General features: G+C 49.6%; 11 protein-coding genes. 1 reads left to right on the top strand and 10 read right to left on the bottom strand.

Features of this window, described 5'->3' with window-relative positions; genetic code table 11:
- Window positions 1–61: 61 nt before the first annotated feature.
- The 5 genes from PPHA_RS09810 to PPHA_RS14695 all read right to left on the bottom strand — a co-directional run bounded on the left by PPHA_RS09810 (window position 62) and on the right by PPHA_RS14695 (window position 10,340).
- Window positions 62–2,752 (bottom strand): DEAD/DEAH box helicase, encoded by a 2,691-nt coding sequence (locus PPHA_RS09810; RefSeq protein WP_012508671.1) that lies wholly within the window; start codon window positions 2,750–2,752, stop codon window positions 62–64.
- Window positions 2,753–2,833: 81 nt separating this feature from the next.
- Window positions 2,834–4,477 carry a site-specific DNA-methyltransferase gene (locus PPHA_RS09815; RefSeq protein ID WP_012508672.1) on the bottom strand — a complete coding sequence of 548 codons (1,644 nt, stop codon included), beginning with the start codon at window positions 4,475–4,477 and terminating at the stop codon, window positions 2,834–2,836.
- Between the two features lie 385 nt (window positions 4,478–4,862).
- Entirely contained in the window at window positions 4,863–5,213 is a 351-nt protein-coding gene (locus tag PPHA_RS09825) for a HigA family addiction module antitoxin (RefSeq protein ID WP_012508674.1), read from the bottom strand.
- A gap of 11 nt (window positions 5,214–5,224) precedes the next feature.
- Window positions 5,225–8,125 carry an SNF2-related protein gene (locus PPHA_RS09830; RefSeq protein ID WP_012508675.1) on the bottom strand — a complete coding sequence of 967 codons (2,901 nt, stop codon included), beginning with the start codon at window positions 8,123–8,125 and terminating at the stop codon, window positions 5,225–5,227.
- Window positions 8,126–8,387: 262 nt separating this feature from the next.
- Window positions 8,388–10,340, bottom strand: coding sequence for a hybrid sensor histidine kinase/response regulator (locus PPHA_RS14695; protein ID WP_012508677.1), 1,953 nt, complete (start codon window positions 10,338–10,340; stop codon window positions 8,388–8,390).
- A 256-nt stretch (window positions 10,341–10,596) separates the two neighbouring features.
- On the opposite strand from PPHA_RS14695, the gene PPHA_RS09840 reads away from it, so the two are divergent.
- Entirely contained in the window at window positions 10,597–11,406 is an 810-nt protein-coding gene (locus PPHA_RS09840) for a TOBE domain-containing protein (RefSeq protein WP_012508678.1), read from the top strand.
- Window positions 11,407–11,612: 206 nt separating this feature from the next.
- Here PPHA_RS09840 and PPHA_RS09845 read toward each other — a convergent pair whose 3' ends face one another.
- From PPHA_RS09845 to PPHA_RS09865, 5 genes are read right to left on the bottom strand one after another with little or no spacing between them, the layout of a single operon-like run.
- Entirely contained in the window at window positions 11,613–12,491 is an 879-nt protein-coding gene (locus PPHA_RS09845; protein WP_012508679.1) for an energy transducer TonB, read from the bottom strand.
- A gap of 5 nt (window positions 12,492–12,496) precedes the next feature.
- On the bottom strand, window positions 12,497–13,492 hold the full coding sequence (locus PPHA_RS09850; RefSeq protein ID WP_012508680.1) for an ATP-binding cassette domain-containing protein: 996 nt from the start codon (window positions 13,490–13,492) through the stop codon (window positions 12,497–12,499).
- Window positions 13,489–14,187, bottom strand: a complete 699-nt coding sequence (locus PPHA_RS09855) for a GTP-binding protein (RefSeq protein ID WP_012508681.1) — start codon at window positions 14,185–14,187, stop codon at window positions 13,489–13,491. The genes PPHA_RS09850 and PPHA_RS09855 overlap by 4 nt, the downstream gene beginning before the upstream one ends.
- Before the next feature lie 12 nt (window positions 14,188–14,199).
- Window positions 14,200–15,276, bottom strand: coding sequence for an ABC transporter substrate-binding protein (locus tag PPHA_RS09860; RefSeq protein WP_049759925.1), 1,077 nt, complete (start codon window positions 15,274–15,276; stop codon window positions 14,200–14,202).
- Between the two features lie 11 nt (window positions 15,277–15,287).
- Window positions 15,288–16,373: an ABC transporter substrate-binding protein gene (locus PPHA_RS09865; RefSeq protein WP_223293897.1), complete on the bottom strand. Its 1,086-nt coding sequence runs from the start codon at window positions 16,371–16,373 to the stop codon at window positions 15,288–15,290.
- Window positions 16,374–16,478 lie beyond the last annotated feature (105 nt).

Raw genomic sequence — 16,478 nt, forward strand, 5'->3', positions numbered from 1 at the left:
ATCAGCTCTGCAGAACAATCATCTGATTTTAACAAAAATACCATACCGAAAAATATCCATTTCAGCACTTCATCTCAAACCGCCCAGCCAGATATTCAAAGCTTGAAGTCGTAGCGACCTGATCATGGGGAATCAACAGGTATTTCCAGGGTTTTCCGTTGTTGGCGGTGGTAAAGCCGGTGGCATAGGAGCAATACCGCAGTGCAGCAGCGGTTTTTTCCAGAACTTCCCGGCTGTCGAGTTCGTTGGCAGCTTTTGTTTCGATCATATAGATAGAATAGGCGGTTTCAACAATGAAGTCGGGTTCGTAGCGTTTTGTGTTGTTCTGCCAGTAGATCCTGAACTGGTTTGGAGCAGGACGGAGCCATTTGAGCACCTGAATGTCGTGTTCCAGCACAAAAGCAAGCTCTTTTTCAGCTTTGGAGTCAAATTTGTATTCGAAGTGGCAGGCTTTTTCAAAGCCGCGATAGACGTATTTGGGGATGGTGTTGACGGGAGTTACCGGATCACGGTAATCCTTGTAACCATTTAGTGCGAGAGCAGAGCCGTCCCATTGTTCAATTTTGACAAAGGGCAGCACTTTCGGCTCCCGGTAGTGCGGTTCACCCATCCGGAAATGTTTTTTCATCTGATCACCGATATTGGCCGCAATAAACTTGCGAGCTTGATAGACCAGTGTCGGAAGTTGAGTCGTGTCGTCAAGAGTGGATTCAAGTTTCTCCAGCGCCTGCCGGGCAAGCTTGTGCAGAAGATCGGCATTGCTGTCGTAGTCAACCTCGGTGGAGTAGTTGAGCACTTCAGCAACAATCTGGTTTTTCGGTGTTTCCCGTCCCAATGCTCCCTGCTGCACACCGATCGTGTCCACCATGTTGTCTTTCAGGTTGCGGCGGATGATCTCTTCAGCCATGATGCGGAAATCGAATCCGCTCGTCACATCAAGATCAAAATCCTCAAACCACACGGGAACGTCACCCTTCACCAGATCCATTCGGGGAATATCAATGCTGTTCTTGCGGTAACTGGCTACGGTATCGGCATAAGCGATCCCGGCTTCAACCAGAATCTCTCCGGCAAAGAGGTTAATTTGCCCCTGACCAAGATCGTGCTCTACCTTTTGCATCACCAGTTGCCTGACCTCCGGCTTCAGCAGATCTGCGCTGCTGGTGACTCCCTCGGCAGCACTGAAGGATGGCAAGGCATTGATAATCGCTTTTTTGGCATCAAGTGATCGCGTTGCTTTCCGCCGTTCCCCTTCATCCTTTATGGAAGCTATGCGCTCAGTTTCCTGCTGCACCTCATTTTCAACACGGGGCAGTGCGGTCACCGCCACAGTTTTTGCTCCAAGCTCCTCTTCCGGAATCTCGATATAGGTGAATTTATTGAGCACCGATTCGGGGTTCTGAGCCTCGGCAATAACCTTGTCAAAATTATCATGGGCTACAACGGTCAGCTTGTCGATTTTGTCAACACCGGTCCGTTCACCGTTATAGGGAAGACGCAAACCCCGCCCGATTGTCTGTTCAATTAAAATAGAGGCGTTTGCTGCTCGCAGGGGAACAATGGTGTAGAGATTCCTGACATCCCACCCCTCTTTGAGCATGTTGACATGGACAACAATTTCAATATCGTTATCGGCGTTTTCAAGCTCGACAAACTGCCGCTCAACCTCATCATCCTTGCGCGTTGAGGAGTCAATCTGGAGCACCTTGTCACTGAACGCGCCATTGAAAAAAGAGGCGGATCGGAGATAATCAGCCGTTTCACGTGCATGGTTGATGTCGCGGCAAACCACAAGGATAAAGGGTTTGACCTTTTCAACGCCATTCGTTCGGGAATAGACTTCAAGCTCGGTTTTCGTATCCCAATGAAGGCTGACGGCATCCTCAAGCTTGATGATCTCGATCTCTTTATCGGTAAGCCCTTTCGGCTGAAAATTTTTGCGGGTTGCAATGGCCGGATTCTTGATGTATTTGCCGTCAGCCAGCGCACGGGCAAGCGTATACTCATAGACGATATTGCGGAACGGCAACCCTTTTTCATCGGTCGGGGTCGCCGTCAACTCCAGACCAAGCACAGGTTTTAATTCATTAATGGCATTGCGGGAGGCATCAGCATGGTAACGGTGCGCCTCATCCATCAGAATCACCAGATCATTCAGTCCGGAGAGATAGCTCCAGTAGGAGTGGCCAAGATACTCCGCCAGCCGTTTCATTCTGGGCGGCTTCCCTTTCTCTTTGCCCTTGCTTGCCGGAGCGGCATCACGGTTGAACTTGGAGATATTGAAAATGTTGATCCTGATTTCCGTATCACGAAAAAGGATACCCTGCTGCTCATAATTGTCGCCGGTAATAACCACCGGCCGGTTATAGACAAACTCGGCAATGCCGTTGAAGACATATTTGCTGTAGTTGGGATTACCGAAATCCTCAATCAGCTTTTCGTAGATGGTGAGATTCGGCGCAAGCACAAAGAAGTTCCTGATCCCTTTCTGCAGATAGAGCCAGGCAATACAGGCACCCATCAGGCGGGTCTTTCCGACTCCGGTGGCAATGGAAAAACAGAGTGAGGGAAATGCCCGTTCAAAATCGGTACAGGAGGGATAACGGGAAGAGACGATCTCAAGCGCACCATCAAGATCACCGTTTTTTTCAAGGGAGAGAGCTTCGGCAAGTTCTGCCACAATATCGAGCGCTTCACGTAGCGGTTCACGGAGGGAGAGGCGTTGCTTGATGTATGCTGCTTTAGAATTCATGAAGGGGGTTCTTAAACGTTTTGGTTGTATTGCCACTTCGCCCTTAATAACGATCTCTGCCTCAGGACAAGCTCTGTATCATCACTCAAAAAGGTCGGTCTGTCTTGACTCTTCAACTTCCTCACTCTCAATAGCCAACTCCGGTTCATCCGGCACCTCCTCCTCCGCACGATCGTAAGGCACCTGCACAATATTCAGGCTGTAATCCTCCCGGCCAAATTCGCACCGGCCAAGCAGCATGTTCGGAATTTTTTTGATGGAAATATTCGGGTAGCGATGGGCACACTCTTTCTGATAGGCCTTGCAGGCAAGCAGCAGGCTTTCATCCGGCTGCATCTCTTCATGAATTCCGTCAAGCATTTCAACCGTCATAAAGCCGGTTGTGGTGAAGAGAAAATCCTTTTCGCTGCTTCGAGCCTGCTTCCAGTAGACATGTTCATCTGGCAGGTATCGGAACCCCTCCTGCTTTGCCATTGCGGCTGCAAGCATATCGGGATTGTACTTCTTGCTGATAATCCAGTTCCCGTATTTGTCCCTGTTCAGGAGAGAAGGGGCAAGCGTATAGAACCTGAAGCCGCCGCCACCCTGCCACTCAACAGCTTTGCTGATACCACCCTGGTCGGTACCATCAACTACCTGCTTCAGGCGAGAATAACAATGCGTTTTTGCATGTTCACCAAGCTCAATACCGATCCATTTTCGGCCCATTTTATGCACTACGGCTGCAGTTGTGCCGGAGCCAAGGAAAGAGTCGAGAACAAGATCTCCTTCTCGGGAGGCAAGTGCCATTATCCGATAAACAAGCTTTTCTGGTTTTGGCGTAGCAAAAACATTCTCAGAATTGAATTGCTTCCCTTCTCTTTTTGCATCCTGGTTATCACCAACTTCTATACGATACCAAATTGTTTTTGAGACTAATCCTTCTTGAACATCACTTAAAAAACGCTTTATCGAAGGAACATTATTACCATCTTTTCCAAACCATATTCGATTATCCTTAACGAGTTCCTCGAATTTTTCTTTTGAAACTCTCCAACTATAACCAGCAGGTGGATTAACGATTCTGCCACTTGGTATTTGTATTGGGTAGTCAGTTGACGAGCTATATGTCTTTACGGATAAATCACTTGATTTCCAGAGACCCCGTAAATCATTATCATAATTTTTATATCGCTTATCCATTTCTTCAGTTCTCGGCAATAAATACGGCCTCCAGATCTCCTTGTTTTTGGCATAGACAAGAATATGATCATGGCTGTCAGAGAGCCATTTCGCATCATTTTGAGGTGAATATTTTTTCTCCCAGATCACATTATTGACAAAGTTGCGCCTTCCGAAAATCTCATCACAAAGCACCTTGAGGTAATGGCTTTCATCATCATCAATCGAGATCCAGATTGAACCATCATTAGCCAGCAGGTCGCGCAGGATTTTCAGCCGGGGTGCCATCAGGTTCAACCACTGGCTGTGCTCAATCCCGTCGTCATAATGCTCAAACGCATTGCCTGTGTTATACGGTGGATCAATATAGATGCATTTGACCTTCCCCGCATAGTCCTGCTCCAGCGCCTTCAGTGCAAGCAGGTTGTCACCCTGAATCAGCATGTTGCCGCTACCGGGGTCACCACAACTGTATTCCGGCTGCTCGATGAGAATCCTCGGCTCAAGCTTCGGCTCTTCACCCTTTCCTATCCAGGTCAGCTCTAATTTTTGATTTGGTTTCATTAATGCAATTCAACCCTTCAGTTTCAATACTCCAACAATCCGTTTTTAAAAACAAGTTATATATGACGCTTTTCGTTGTAAACACACCTCTGCACAAACCAGCGTGGGGTAATACAACACATCACTTACCATCTTTGCGTATGAGAGGCCAAATCAGACACTCCTAGATCCATTGCTTTTTCTGAAAGTCGCTGCAGAACATTCTTTTTGGGCTCAGCTCTTTGTTGCTGTGGACTCTCAATTTTAATCAAATACCTGTGATTCGGTAATAAGTCAACCTCTCCTTCGGGCAGAAGAACATGACCGTCATAGGTTGCATACAGCTTGTGTACCATAGTCTAATTCCTCTTTTAAATTATAGATAGCTCTCAACAATGCCTGCTTGTTATTGAAGCAAAACTTTGTTCGAACAACTGTTTGCCCGCTCTGCCTCAGCAAGGCGCTCTTCAGCTTCATTAATTTCAGCAATCCTCAGGCGGTAGTTGCGATCAAGATTCATCCAAAAATCAGCAGGGATACCGACAACGCGCTCAAGCTGTAGCGCCGTTTCAGGTGTAAGCTGAGCTGAGCCTTGAATAATATCATTTATGCTCTGTTCCGGCCTGCCCATGCGATCAGCCAACTCCGCCAGCGTTATCCCCGTAAACTCAAGATGTTCGGCAAGCGTAACACCCGGGCAGGAAACAAGTTCACGCGCAACAGCAATATCCTCTCTTGTTTTATATGCACTCTTCATGTCAGTTCATATTATTGTAATTCCCATCGAATTGAAAACAGAATGTTTTGGCTTACCTGTTGTTTCATTCTCGCTTCTACATCCTCTAATAATAGATCTTTTTTGCCTTCAATCTGATCCTGCGCCTCAAAAAGGTGGCGCCGTTTTTCGTCGCGCTGCTTTTCAAGTTCTTTTACGTTGCGACGCTCCTTTACCTTGCTTTCAAGATCGGAGAGCTTTCTGGCTTCAGCCTTGCGGAGCCTGATTTCCGCATCAAGGTCTTTAATCTCGCGCTCAAGGCTGAGCTTCATGTCTTCAGCCCATTTGTCGAGCTTTTCGTATTCATCATCAAAAAACTGCGCGTTTCGGGTGTTGTTTTCCTTGAGGATTACTTCGGCAGCCTCTTTATTCATGATTGTAAACCGCTCTCCAACTTCCTCCGGGAGCACAAGAGTTTTTCCCACTGTTGCGTCGAGTGAGAAAAATTTACGGCAGAGGTCGTGGTCGAGCAGTTCGCCTGTTTCGGTAAATCCGGTATGCAGCAGAAAGTCCTCGGTTTCAAAAGAGGAGATGGTCAGGCAGCGAAGCTGGAGCCATCCGCTCTTTCCAACGAAGGGCTCAAGAAGAGTGATCTGTTTGGGGGTGCCGGAATAGTCGAAGAGCAGCTCTCTCGGCTCAAGTGGTTGCTTTTTGCATGTTTCAATAATCCGGCGGGCAAGCGGATGGCCGACACGGTAGATGTTGGTATCGTCCTCTACTTCTATTTCAGACTTTTTTCTGTTGGCCGCCGTTCGCAGCAGCAGATAGGGTCCGGGGTGTATCTGTTCGCCGGGAAATGGATTGCTATGCAGCCTGAAGGCATTATCGGATTGATCGAATGCCGCACAGTCGCGCAGGAAGTACCGGGTGATCTGCCAGAGCCACTGCTCATACTGGTTGAGGTAGTGCCGTCCTGTTTCAAGGCTGAAGCGGAGCTTCTGGTGAACCTCTTCATCAAAGTTTTCCAGCAGGTTCTGACGGGTATTTTCGAACCGTTCCTCGATATTGTGTTCAAGCTCCTCCTGCAGTCGGTCAAAAGCCTCCTGTATCTCTTCAGACCTGCGACATTCCTGATAGATAGCGGCAATCCGTTTTTCGAAATCAACGCCGCCCTCTATGCTACCAAGTACCTCATCGCTGGCTCCGAATACGCCGCTGAAGAGCCGGAATTTCTGGTCGAGCAACTGAAAAACCCTGTTATCGGCTTCATTGGCCATGTTCAGAAAGTTGACGACAACGACATCAAAGCGCTGACCGTAGCGATGGCAGCGGCCAATGCGCTGCTCGATACGCTGAGGATTCCAGGGCATATCGTAGTTGACCACCAGCGAGCAGAACTGCAGGTTGATCCCTTCGGCAGCAGCTTCTGTAGCAATCATGATGGTTGCTTCGTGCCGGAAATAATCTACCAGAGCCTGACGCATATCGGCCGTAGGCGAACCGCTTACCCGGTCGGTACCTTTATGCTGCTCAATCCATGCCTTGTAAATTTTTCTCGATTCCGGATCGTTATTTGAACCGTTGAAGAGCACGATCTTGCCGCCAACTCCCTGCAGTTCGAGATTTTTTTTCAGGTAGAGCTGTGTACGGGTTGATTCGGTAAAAATAATGGCTTTTTCTGGCGCTCCGAGCTCCTGCAGTTTCCTGAATCCGCCGCTCAGGGCGGTTACCAGCTTGTCACCTTTCGAGTTTTTCTGAATGATTCTGGCAAGTCGGGCGAACTCCCTCAGTTCGTTCCGTTCAGCAAGTACCGCTTTCCGCTCTTCCTGCGTGAGAGGTTCTTCAGCTTCATCAAGAGGAGGTTCGCCGTTTTCCTGCCACTCTTCACGCAATTCGTCAAAGGTCTCGAAGTCGAGGGAAATGGTCTCATTATCACTGTTCGGTGCCTGCCGGTCAAGCAGGGCGTCAAGCTTTGCGGCAAGTCCTTCAAGGGTACCCTGAATGGCAAAGGTTGACGAGGCAAGCAGTTTTCGGAGTATCAGCGTCATGAGCTTGCGCTGACTGACCGGCAGGGCGTACAGGTCGGGCTTGATCAGATAGTTGGAAACGAGATCGTAAAGCTCCTGCTCCTCCTTGTAGGGATAGTACTCCTGAACAATGGCGAGGCGGTTGGTGTATTTGACATATTCAAGCACTTGGCGCCTCAGCGTTCGCTTACAAAGCGGCTTCAGGCGCTCTTTCAGCTCATTGAAATTACCATCTTCGAGGATGCGGGAGTAGCGGCTCTTGAAGCTTTTCAGGTCACCGAAAGCGTAGTCGTCAATGATGCTGACCATGCCGTACAGCTCCAGAATCGAATTCTGCAGCGGTGTGGCCGTCAGAAGCACTTTTTTGCAGGCGGAAAGTGAGTTCTTTATTGATTGCCCGATGCGGTTGGACGACTTATAGACATTACGAAGCCGGTGAGCCTCGTCAATAATGACCAGATCCCATTGAACAAAGCCAAGGAGATCTTCCCTGGCACGTGCAAACTGAAAGGAGCAGATAACAATTTCCTGGCACTCAAAGGGGTTTCGATTTCCTTTTTTTTTCTCGGCATTAAATGATTTCGATTCAAGAATAACCGAGGGAAGGTAAAACTTGTCGGCCAGTTCCTGATTCCACTGCTTGCGCAGACTTGCCGGACAGATTACCAGCAGCTTTCTTTTACGCTCAGCCCAAAGCTGGGAAAGTATTATACCGGCTTCAATCGTTTTTCCAAGACCGACTTCATCAGCAAGAATTGCCCCTTTGGATAAGGGCGATTTGAAAGCGAATAAAGCAGCATCAATCTGGTGAGGGTTCAAGTCAACCTGGGCATCCTGCAGCGATGCCGTCAACTTGCAGAGATCAGCAGAAGAGTGACGGCGTGTCAGCTCCCAGGCTATATATTTGGCATGATACTCTGTATTCACTGAAAGGATAAGGTTGAAGCCAGAAAACAACGCGTAAGGTAACTGATTGTATCGTTTTTAAATATACGATTACAGCCAAAGCACGGCAAGAAAAATAATTGTGTTTTTTGATGGTACCTCTAACCTGGCAGCACGATTTTGCAGTCTAAAAAAAACTTCGTTTGATGCAACAAAGCGCCTTCCTTTCTGCTGCATACAGAACCACTGAAACCGAATGCCATGCATTCGAAAAAATCATCGGCACCGCTGATCAGCGGCTTTTTTATTTCCGCTGCAGCACGCTTTGTACTTTCTCCATCAACACCTGTATCGTGAATGGCTTGTACAAGAGCTCCCGACCATTCTCCGGAATACCATACAGTTCGATCACATCGCTTGCATAACCGGTCATATAGATCACCTTCACCTGCGGCAGCAATCGCAGCAGTTGCTCACTGAACTCCCAGCCGTTCATGCCCGGCATAATCACATCCGTAATCACCAGATCAGGCTTCAACAGGCCCTTCGTCACCAGCCTGAGCGCCTCCTCTCCACCTGGTGCATCTGCTACCTCGTAGCCCTTCATATTGAGTGCCTGCACTGTGAACTTGCGCAGCAAGTCGTTGTCATCCACCACCAGCACTTTCTGTTGCAACACGGCTGGAGCGGCCTCCACTGCCTTCTGCACGGCAGTCTCCTCATCAAGAAGTGGCAGCAACACCCTGAAAGAGCAGCCATCACCTTCCGGGCAGGATACCACAATATTCCCTCTGTGCTGTCGCACGATACCGTACACCGTAGAGAGCCCAAGCCCGGTTCCTTTGCCAGGGCCCTTGGTAGTAAAAAACGGCTCGAAAATTCTCGGCATGTCCTCCGGCCTGATGCCACAACCGGTATCGGCAACCTCAAGCACAGCATACCGTCCCGGAGGAAGCCCATCCCTCTCTTCGCTCAACTTCTCGAATGAGGTTCTGAAGCACAACCTGCCTCCGGAAGGCATAGCGTCACGCGCATTCAGCGCAAGGTTCACCAAAACCTGCTCCAACTGTCCCGCATTGGCATGCAATGGCAGCAGGGAGGGAGCAAGCTCGAACTCCACCCTCACACCACTGCCCACGCTTTGGCGCAGCATCTCCCCAAACTCCTTGAGCATGGCGTTCAGTTCAACCTCCCCAAGCTCCAGCGTCTGGGTGCGACTAAAGGCAAGCAACTGCCAGATCAGCTTCCGCGCACTGGTCGATGCCCGCTGGATTGCCCTGACCTCCTCCTGTTGCCCTGCATTCCCTGCCAGCTCCATCTCAAGCATCTCCGCATACCCGAGTATCGGTGTGAGCAGATTGTTCAGGTCATGCGCTACACCTCCGGCCAACCGGCCGATCGACTCCAGCTTCTGCGCCTGTTGCAGTTGTGTTTCCAGCCGACAACGCTCCTCCAGTGAGCGTTTGCGCTCCCTAATGTCCTGTACGGAGGCTATCGTGTAAATCGGCACCCCGGCTGCGTCTTTCACGCATACCACGTCCATCTGCACCGGAAAGCACAAGCCATCCTTTCGACAGCGCTCGGTTTCGAAGCTCACCATCGCCGCCTCCTGCAATTGCGCTATGCACGAAAGCACAAAGGGATGCACCTCTGCAGGGTAAAAATCCAGAATCCCCCGGTTCGCCACCTCTTCAGCCTCCATGCCATGCAGGGCTGCAAAGGCAGGATTACATGCCGTAATGGTATTCGTCGCCGGATCGCCCACTGCAAGTCCGTGTACACAATAGCGAAAGGCATCTGCCCACAGCAGCAACTGCCGTTCCTCATCGCGCCGCGCGGTAATGTCACGCGCCACAGCAAAGAGGGTTCCGTCGTCCGCAGGTGAAGTATTCCACTCCAGCCAGCGATAACTGCCATCCTTTGCCCGGTACCTGTTAACGAAATGTGCCGTCTTGCTACCCGCGAGCTGCTGCTCCACCTCCCGGAGAGTCGATTCCCGGTCGTCCGGATGGATCAGCTCCATATAGGAAATTGAGAGCAGTTCACTCTGGCTGTAACCCAGCACCTCTTCCCACGAAGTACTCAGCCGCTTGAAATAGCCATCCGTCGAAGCGATGCAGGCCATATCCGGCATGGCCTCGAAGAGTGAACCGAGGTGCGAACGTTCCTTCCGCAGCTCCGCCTCGAGCTGCTTGCAGTACGCCTGCAAAACCTCTGGGCTGTCCAGAAGCTTCTCCTTGTCATCAAGAGGAGCCATAATACTGTATCAAAAACAGTTGAGGGAAAAAGAGCTGTAAGAAAAAGAACTTACCAAAATCGGTCAATACCGCAAAAGGAGAAAATAAAAGAGAATGGTTTCATTTTCTCCTTTGCCTGTGATCATGTATCTTGCCGATGCAGGGGCATTTTCCTGAGAATGACCAGAGGCAGCTCCGTGTCCGCTCCCCTGTCCGGTCATGGAGTATTCTGACTGTTAACGGCAAAAGAGAAACCACTTCAGGAGGAGGGTCTGGATGAAATGCAATAAAGAGGCGATAGGTCTTGAGGGTTCCATCTGGTTTCAGAAGGCGGAAAACAGGTTTCTCGGCGGTGACCGGATTGCCCTGCTGGAAAAGATTGATGAACTCGGTTCAATCAGCAGCGCAGCCAAAGCCGCAGGAATCAGCTATAAAACGGCCTGGCATCTGGTCAACATGATGAACAATCTCTCTGAAAAACCGCTTGTTGACCGCATGACGGGAGGAAAAGGGGGAGGAGGCACTGTACTGACCCGGGAGGGGAAAAAAATTATCGAACAGTTCCGGGTTGTTCAGGAAGAGCATCGGAAATTTCTCCAGAATCTTGAGGGGCGTCTCAGCAATGCCCATCTTTTTTATCAATTTCTTAAAAGGATATCCATGAAAATCAGTGCACGTAACGTTTTTGCAGGTACAGTGGAAAAAGTTACCAGAGGCGCAGTCAATGCCGAAATCACCCTCCAGCTCAAAGGCGACACCCGTATAACCTCGATTATCACGATCGGCGCGGTTGACAACCTCGGACTGAAAGAGGGAGTGAATGCCTATGCCATCATCAAGTCAAGTTCAATCATTATCGCCCAGGAGCTGCACGACACAAAACTGAGCGCAAGAAACATCCTGCCCGGCAAGATCACCAAAATTATCGAAGGGCCTGTCAGCACGGAAGTTGATCTTGAAGTTGGTGACGGCAATATCATTTCGGCCATCATTACCCACGGAAGTTCTGAAAAACTTGCACTCAAAGAGGGTGACACTGCCTGTGCGGTGTTTAAAGCCTCAAGCGTTATTATCGGTGTAAACTGAGCCCCCGCATCTCCCACTATTCTCGTCGTCATACCAGAAGGAGAATGAGATGAAAATGCTCTTTCCCTTTCTGGCATTAAACCGCTTCCTTGATCGAGGAGATGCTCCATTTATAAAAAATGGGTGCACACCACACGCTCATCACGACCTGCAAAGCTTCGGTACGAGATCCACGGACAGCCCCCACTCCTTAACTCCCTCATCCTTTACGACTCATCAATCCTGAAACTGACTGGAATCATACACCATACCTTTACTGCCCTGCCATTCTGAACAGCCGGGGTATATGTTGATTCAAGCACCGATTGCAATGTGACTGCATCAAACGCATTGCACTCTTCGGGAATACGTTTGATGATCATTGCCTTGAGAGGAGAGCCGTCAGCGCCGATTAAAACCTTGACTAACAGCCTGGCTGTAATGCCCGCGATTCTTGCCGCCTCAGGGTAACGAGGTTTTTTCTGTTCAAGAAAGGCGGGCATTACCTCGCATCTTCCAAAAATCGTTCCATCTTCGCCAAAACCTTCAAGAGCTGATGATTCACCCCCTTTTCCGGAACCAATACCGGAACCAATACCAGATCCCGACGTACTCTGGGCGCCCTGGGCCTCCTCATTCCGGTTGAGCTCTTTGAGTTCACTCTGCGTTGCTGCAGGCTGTGCAGCGATCACCTCCTCCTGCCTGACCTTGACAATTTTTCCAACCGTGAAGGGGGCCGCAGGGAGTGTCACTGCGCGAGCTTTCCCTGATTCCGGAGCAGATGGAGGCGCTGTAAACGCTATCATGGTGGTAAGCGTTTCATAGGTGTCGCCAGGAACTGCACGGCCTGACACTCCTTGTCCGGAAGCGATGAAATCCCAATTGATGATGACAAGCCAGAAAAACAGAAGAAGCGCTGTTGAAGCAAGAACTCCGCAGCCAAGAAACAGATGTGTCTGCCGTCGAAGAACAAGGTTACCATAATCCAGCTTCAGCAAGCAATCGGTATCCAGAAACTCTTCGCCCAAAAAGCCAGGCCGAAATCCCGGAAAACAACTCTTCCAACGACCTTTTTTGCTTGCCAATAAGTGAACTGCGTTTTTCATTGATGTTATAACTCTTCAATAAGCTCACCACTTCTCAGACGGGTGCGAAGTGCCAAGAGTTTATTGTCAAACTCTTCAAGTCGGACAAGATTCTCTCGTTCCTTGCCTGTTGTCTCGATGATTTTGTGAATTCCGCCATTTTTGATGATAAGACGCTGCTCGGCCATCAGGGCAAGAATGGGATCATGGGTTGCCATCAGCACAATTTTCTCCTTTCTGACCAGAAGAGAGAGTGCTTTTTTGCGATCGATACCGGCGTTTTCAATTTCGTCAATCAGCACAACCGGTGAAGAGCTTAAAAAAGCAGTATCGGCAATCATCAAGGCTCGTGACTGCCCTCCGGAAAGCGCAGTCAGGGGTGTTTGCGCTGTAAACGGCTCACCGGCAAGAAGATTGGCTTGCGCAATAATATCGGCGACAAGAGTATCGAGCGTGTTGATCATCCGGCTTTCAGCATGCATGAAAACAAACTCGGCTACGGTGGCGTCCATCACAAAGTTCATATTCTGCGACAACTGAGCGACAAGCTTATACTCAAGGGAAAAGCGAAGTTCAGGATCAGGTTTTTTGCCATTAACCCGTATCGTTCTGCCCGTTGGTGTATCGTTCTGCGCCATCCACTCAATATCGGCAAGCAGACGACTTTTCCCGGATCCGGTTGGCCCCACAATACTTGTAATGGAGCCACGCACAAGTGTCAGCTCGACCTCTTCAGGCGTTCCGCTTTTATCGTGACCACCGAGTATGGTAATATCTGACACCAGGGGCCTTTCGTCGATTTCGGCAAGGGCAATGCGCTGTAAAAAGCCATCGAGATTTTCAAGCAGTTTCTCACGATCAATCCCCATATCTTCATAGATCTCTTCCGATAAAAGGTCAAGTGAATCTCCAAGTGTTGCATGGAGATCGTTGAAGGTGATGCCGTAATCACTGAAAAATCCGGTGAGTGGAGGAAATTCAGCAGTCAAGTGCCCGATTTTCTTTTCAAGTATTGCAATCATGGTTGTTCCTGCTTGATTTTGATTCTTTTGACGTTTCCGAGCTGATGCTCCATGCCGATTTTAGTTTCACCGAGGCAGTAGGAGCATAATGCTGCCGGCATGGAAAAGCGCAGTATTCCGCCATCAAGGCTTTCTGTTTCAGGCGCCTTTAAAAAAAGAGAGGTCAGCTCGCTTGCTCCCTGGCCGGTAATGCCGTTAACATGCATGATTCTCGCTTTTGCATTGGCCCGTCGTACCTGAAAGGCAAAAACTTCACGTTCAGCCTGTGAGACGATATCACCCTTCGTAATGACAACGATATCGGCAAACTTGAGCATGGGCCCAATCTTTTTTGGCGTGGTGACTCCCATGAGATTATCGATGACGCATACGGCAAGCACTCCCTTGATATGCGGAGAACAGCGGTTGCAGAGCCCGGCGCTTTCGGAGACAAGGAGATCAAGATTCAGGGAGATACCCCACTTCAGGCACTCCTCAATATTGCTGACAAAATAGTGGTCGGGACAGAGATTACCGGAGAGCCCCGTCTGAACCGGAATACCAAGAGAGCGAAAAAGCTGATCATCGTCCGTAGCAAGACAATCGTATTTTACCGCTCCTGTTCGTAACCCGGAACTCTTGAGCGATTTGATGACATTGACCAGCACTGCAGTTTTGCCCGATGAGGGAGGTCCGGATATGGTGACAAGTTTCATGTGTTCATTCCATCAGAGTTGAAAAGCATCAGGACGAAGCCCTTGTTTCAGTTCAATATCGAGCATGGCGGTCAGCTCTTCATAGTCATTGTTCAACAGATAATCCCACGAGGGAAAGCTGAACGGCTCCTGCCAGTTAACATCTTCAGCAAAAGAGAGGTCTCCCCTTTTCAACGCCTGCCGAATAATATCGGTGTGAAAAAAGTTGACAATCGGCTGGCACTCTTCCATTCGTGATGTTTTGACGAACAGCAGCATAGGCGCAAGAACAGGCCCATCTTCAAACTCAAGAATGGCTGCATTTTTGCGTGACGGCATCTGCACCGTTGCCGCGTTCGGCAGCAGATTGAAGGGGGTACGGCGCGGTTCGGAGGAGTCGATGCGCTTGAGTATTTCAGCGAAATGCCAGATGTTACGAATATTGCGGGCGAAATCGGTTGCGGCCCCACTACCGAGCTGCTCCTTGAGAATCATCAGAAGCGTAGCGATGCTCGCCTTGCCATTGTAACCATGCACCGTCACAAGATCCTTGAAACGCGGCTCAACCAGATCCCGCCACCGGCGAGGATACGACTCAACCGGATTGATCGATAAATCGAGTACAATACTCCAGTATCCGATACCAAAAATCCCGATATTGTGCTCCGTGGCAAGCTTCCGAAAGCTCTCCGGCATAACCGCCAGCGCTGCAGGGCTGGTGATACCGGTATAGATACCTGTATCGATAAAGCTCTTTTTGAAATGCCGGGAGAGCACCGTATGCAAACCTGAGGCAACCAGCACTTCAGGCAGTTCATCCTCCGACTGCGCTGCTTTCAGCTCTCCCTCAATGCCTTTTGAATTTCCATCGTGCAGCATGGGTGAATAGAGCTGAATGTCGTGCGAAGCATTGTATTGTTCTGCAAATTCACCAATCGCCATTTTAGCGACCACCTTGAGCGGACAAGGCATATTCACATAAAGGTTCAGGGCTCCCTTTCTGAGCAGAGGCACACCATTTTCAGTGGTTTTTGCGTGCAGTGGCGGCGGTGCTCCACACACAGCCAGCACACCGCCGGTGTTTTCCATTATCGGTAATGGTTTCAGCATGAGATCTGGATTTAGTGGTTTCCTGATGTCGAATTTATCAGCAGTTGAGGGTTGGGGTGAAGGAGTGCGGCAAGCTCTTCATCAGTCAGTTTATAGTGATAAAAAATGTCGAAATACTCACGGGTAACCTTTTTCAGATCGTAGTGATAGATGCCGGGATAAAGCTGCTGCGCCGTCCAGATGGCCCCCATGATTCTGTTGGTAGAGGGAGGACGGTCGAACCATCCAAAAGGCATAAATGGTATCTGATAGAGTTTTTTATTTTTAACCGCCCGCACTGTTGCCCAGAGGTTATCATTCTGGATGGCATGCATGGTGCTCATTGAGGAGCCCATGCCTGTCCAGACAAGCACCACATCGGGATTCCACAACAAAAGCTGTTCCATGGATACGGCACTCATGCCCTGACCGGAGGCTACTGCCACCTGAGCGACGTTGATGGCGCCGACAACGTCGAGAATCTGGCTATGGAAAGAAGCTGAAGGATCGGTATTGAGACCACGCTCTCCCTCTGCGTAATAGACCCGAACGCGCTGCTTCTCAGGTATCTGTTTCGACTTGAGAGCAATCCCGTCAAAACAGGTATGGAGAAAAGCTCTCATCCGGCCCGTCTGTTCCTTACGGTTCAGAAGCTCGCCCAGCGCCTTGAAGGTCTGCTCATACATCCCCATATCAATGGGAACCATATAGACCGGAATACCAATTTTTTGGCTGAGTCTCTCCGCCTCATCTTTTGTTTTTGGATTAATGTTGAAACTGGAGATGATGATATCGGGTTTGAGCCTGACAATCTCCTCAACGGAGCCATCAACGTAGGGTAATTGCAGATAAGAGCTTTTCAAATAACGCTTTGTGTTATAGGTCAGCCATAACGATCGACTGACAAGCATATCGGGAGCAACGGCATACATCAGCACACTGCCGGGCTTGTTCACGTAGATACGCCTGATGACAGAGGGGACGACCATTTTCCGTCCGGCCATGTCGGTCACTTCACAAGTGGCGTGTGGCAATTTTCTCTCCGTGGAGCTGTAAGCCGAAAGCAGGGTAACAAAAAGCGCCAGCATAACCAGGATGCTCGATCGAACCAGTCTCATGCTATACCTCTTCATATCACTCTCGTTGATTTTCTGAAAATGATCCACATACCAGCATCTCCTCGCTCCACCATTCCGTCAATACCAAGCTTCAGCAGCAGAGCT

It is taken from the genome of Pelodictyon phaeoclathratiforme BU-1 (assembly GCF_000020645.1).
In the GTDB taxonomy this organism is placed as follows: Bacteria; Bacteroidota; Chlorobiia; order Chlorobiales; family Chlorobiaceae; genus Chlorobium; species Chlorobium phaeoclathratiforme.

Excerpts from the sequence above, each read along its gene's own strand:
- PPHA_RS09815 (WP_012508672.1), bottom strand. The coding sequence starts at position 4,477 with ATGAAACCAAATCAAAAATTAGAGCTGACCTGGATAGGAAAGGGTGAA.
- PPHA_RS09860 (WP_049759925.1), bottom strand. The coding sequence starts at position 15,276 with ATGCTGAAACCATTACCGATAATGGAAAACACCGGCGGTGTGCTGGCT.
- PPHA_RS14695 (WP_012508677.1), bottom strand. The coding sequence starts at position 10,340 with ATGGCTCCTCTTGATGACAAGGAGAAGCTTCTGGACAGCCCAGAGGTT.
- PPHA_RS09850 (WP_012508680.1), bottom strand. The coding sequence starts at position 13,492 with ATGATTGCAATACTTGAAAAGAAAATCGGGCACTTGACTGCTGAATTT.
- PPHA_RS09865 (WP_223293897.1), bottom strand. The coding sequence starts at position 16,373 with ATGAGACTGGTTCGATCGAGCATCCTGGTTATGCTGGCGCTTTTTGTT.
- PPHA_RS09810 (WP_012508671.1), bottom strand. The coding sequence starts at position 2,752 with ATGAATTCTAAAGCAGCATACATCAAGCAACGCCTCTCCCTCCGTGAA.
- PPHA_RS09845 (WP_012508679.1), bottom strand. The coding sequence starts at position 12,491 with ATGAAAAACGCAGTTCACTTATTGGCAAGCAAAAAAGGTCGTTGGAAG.
- PPHA_RS09825 (WP_012508674.1), bottom strand. The coding sequence starts at position 5,213 with ATGAAGAGTGCATATAAAACAAGAGAGGATATTGCTGTTGCGCGTGAA.
- PPHA_RS09855 (WP_012508681.1), bottom strand. The coding sequence starts at position 14,187 with ATGAAACTTGTCACCATATCCGGACCTCCCTCATCGGGCAAAACTGCA.
- PPHA_RS09840 (WP_012508678.1), top strand. The coding sequence starts at position 10,597 with ATGAAATGCAATAAAGAGGCGATAGGTCTTGAGGGTTCCATCTGGTTT.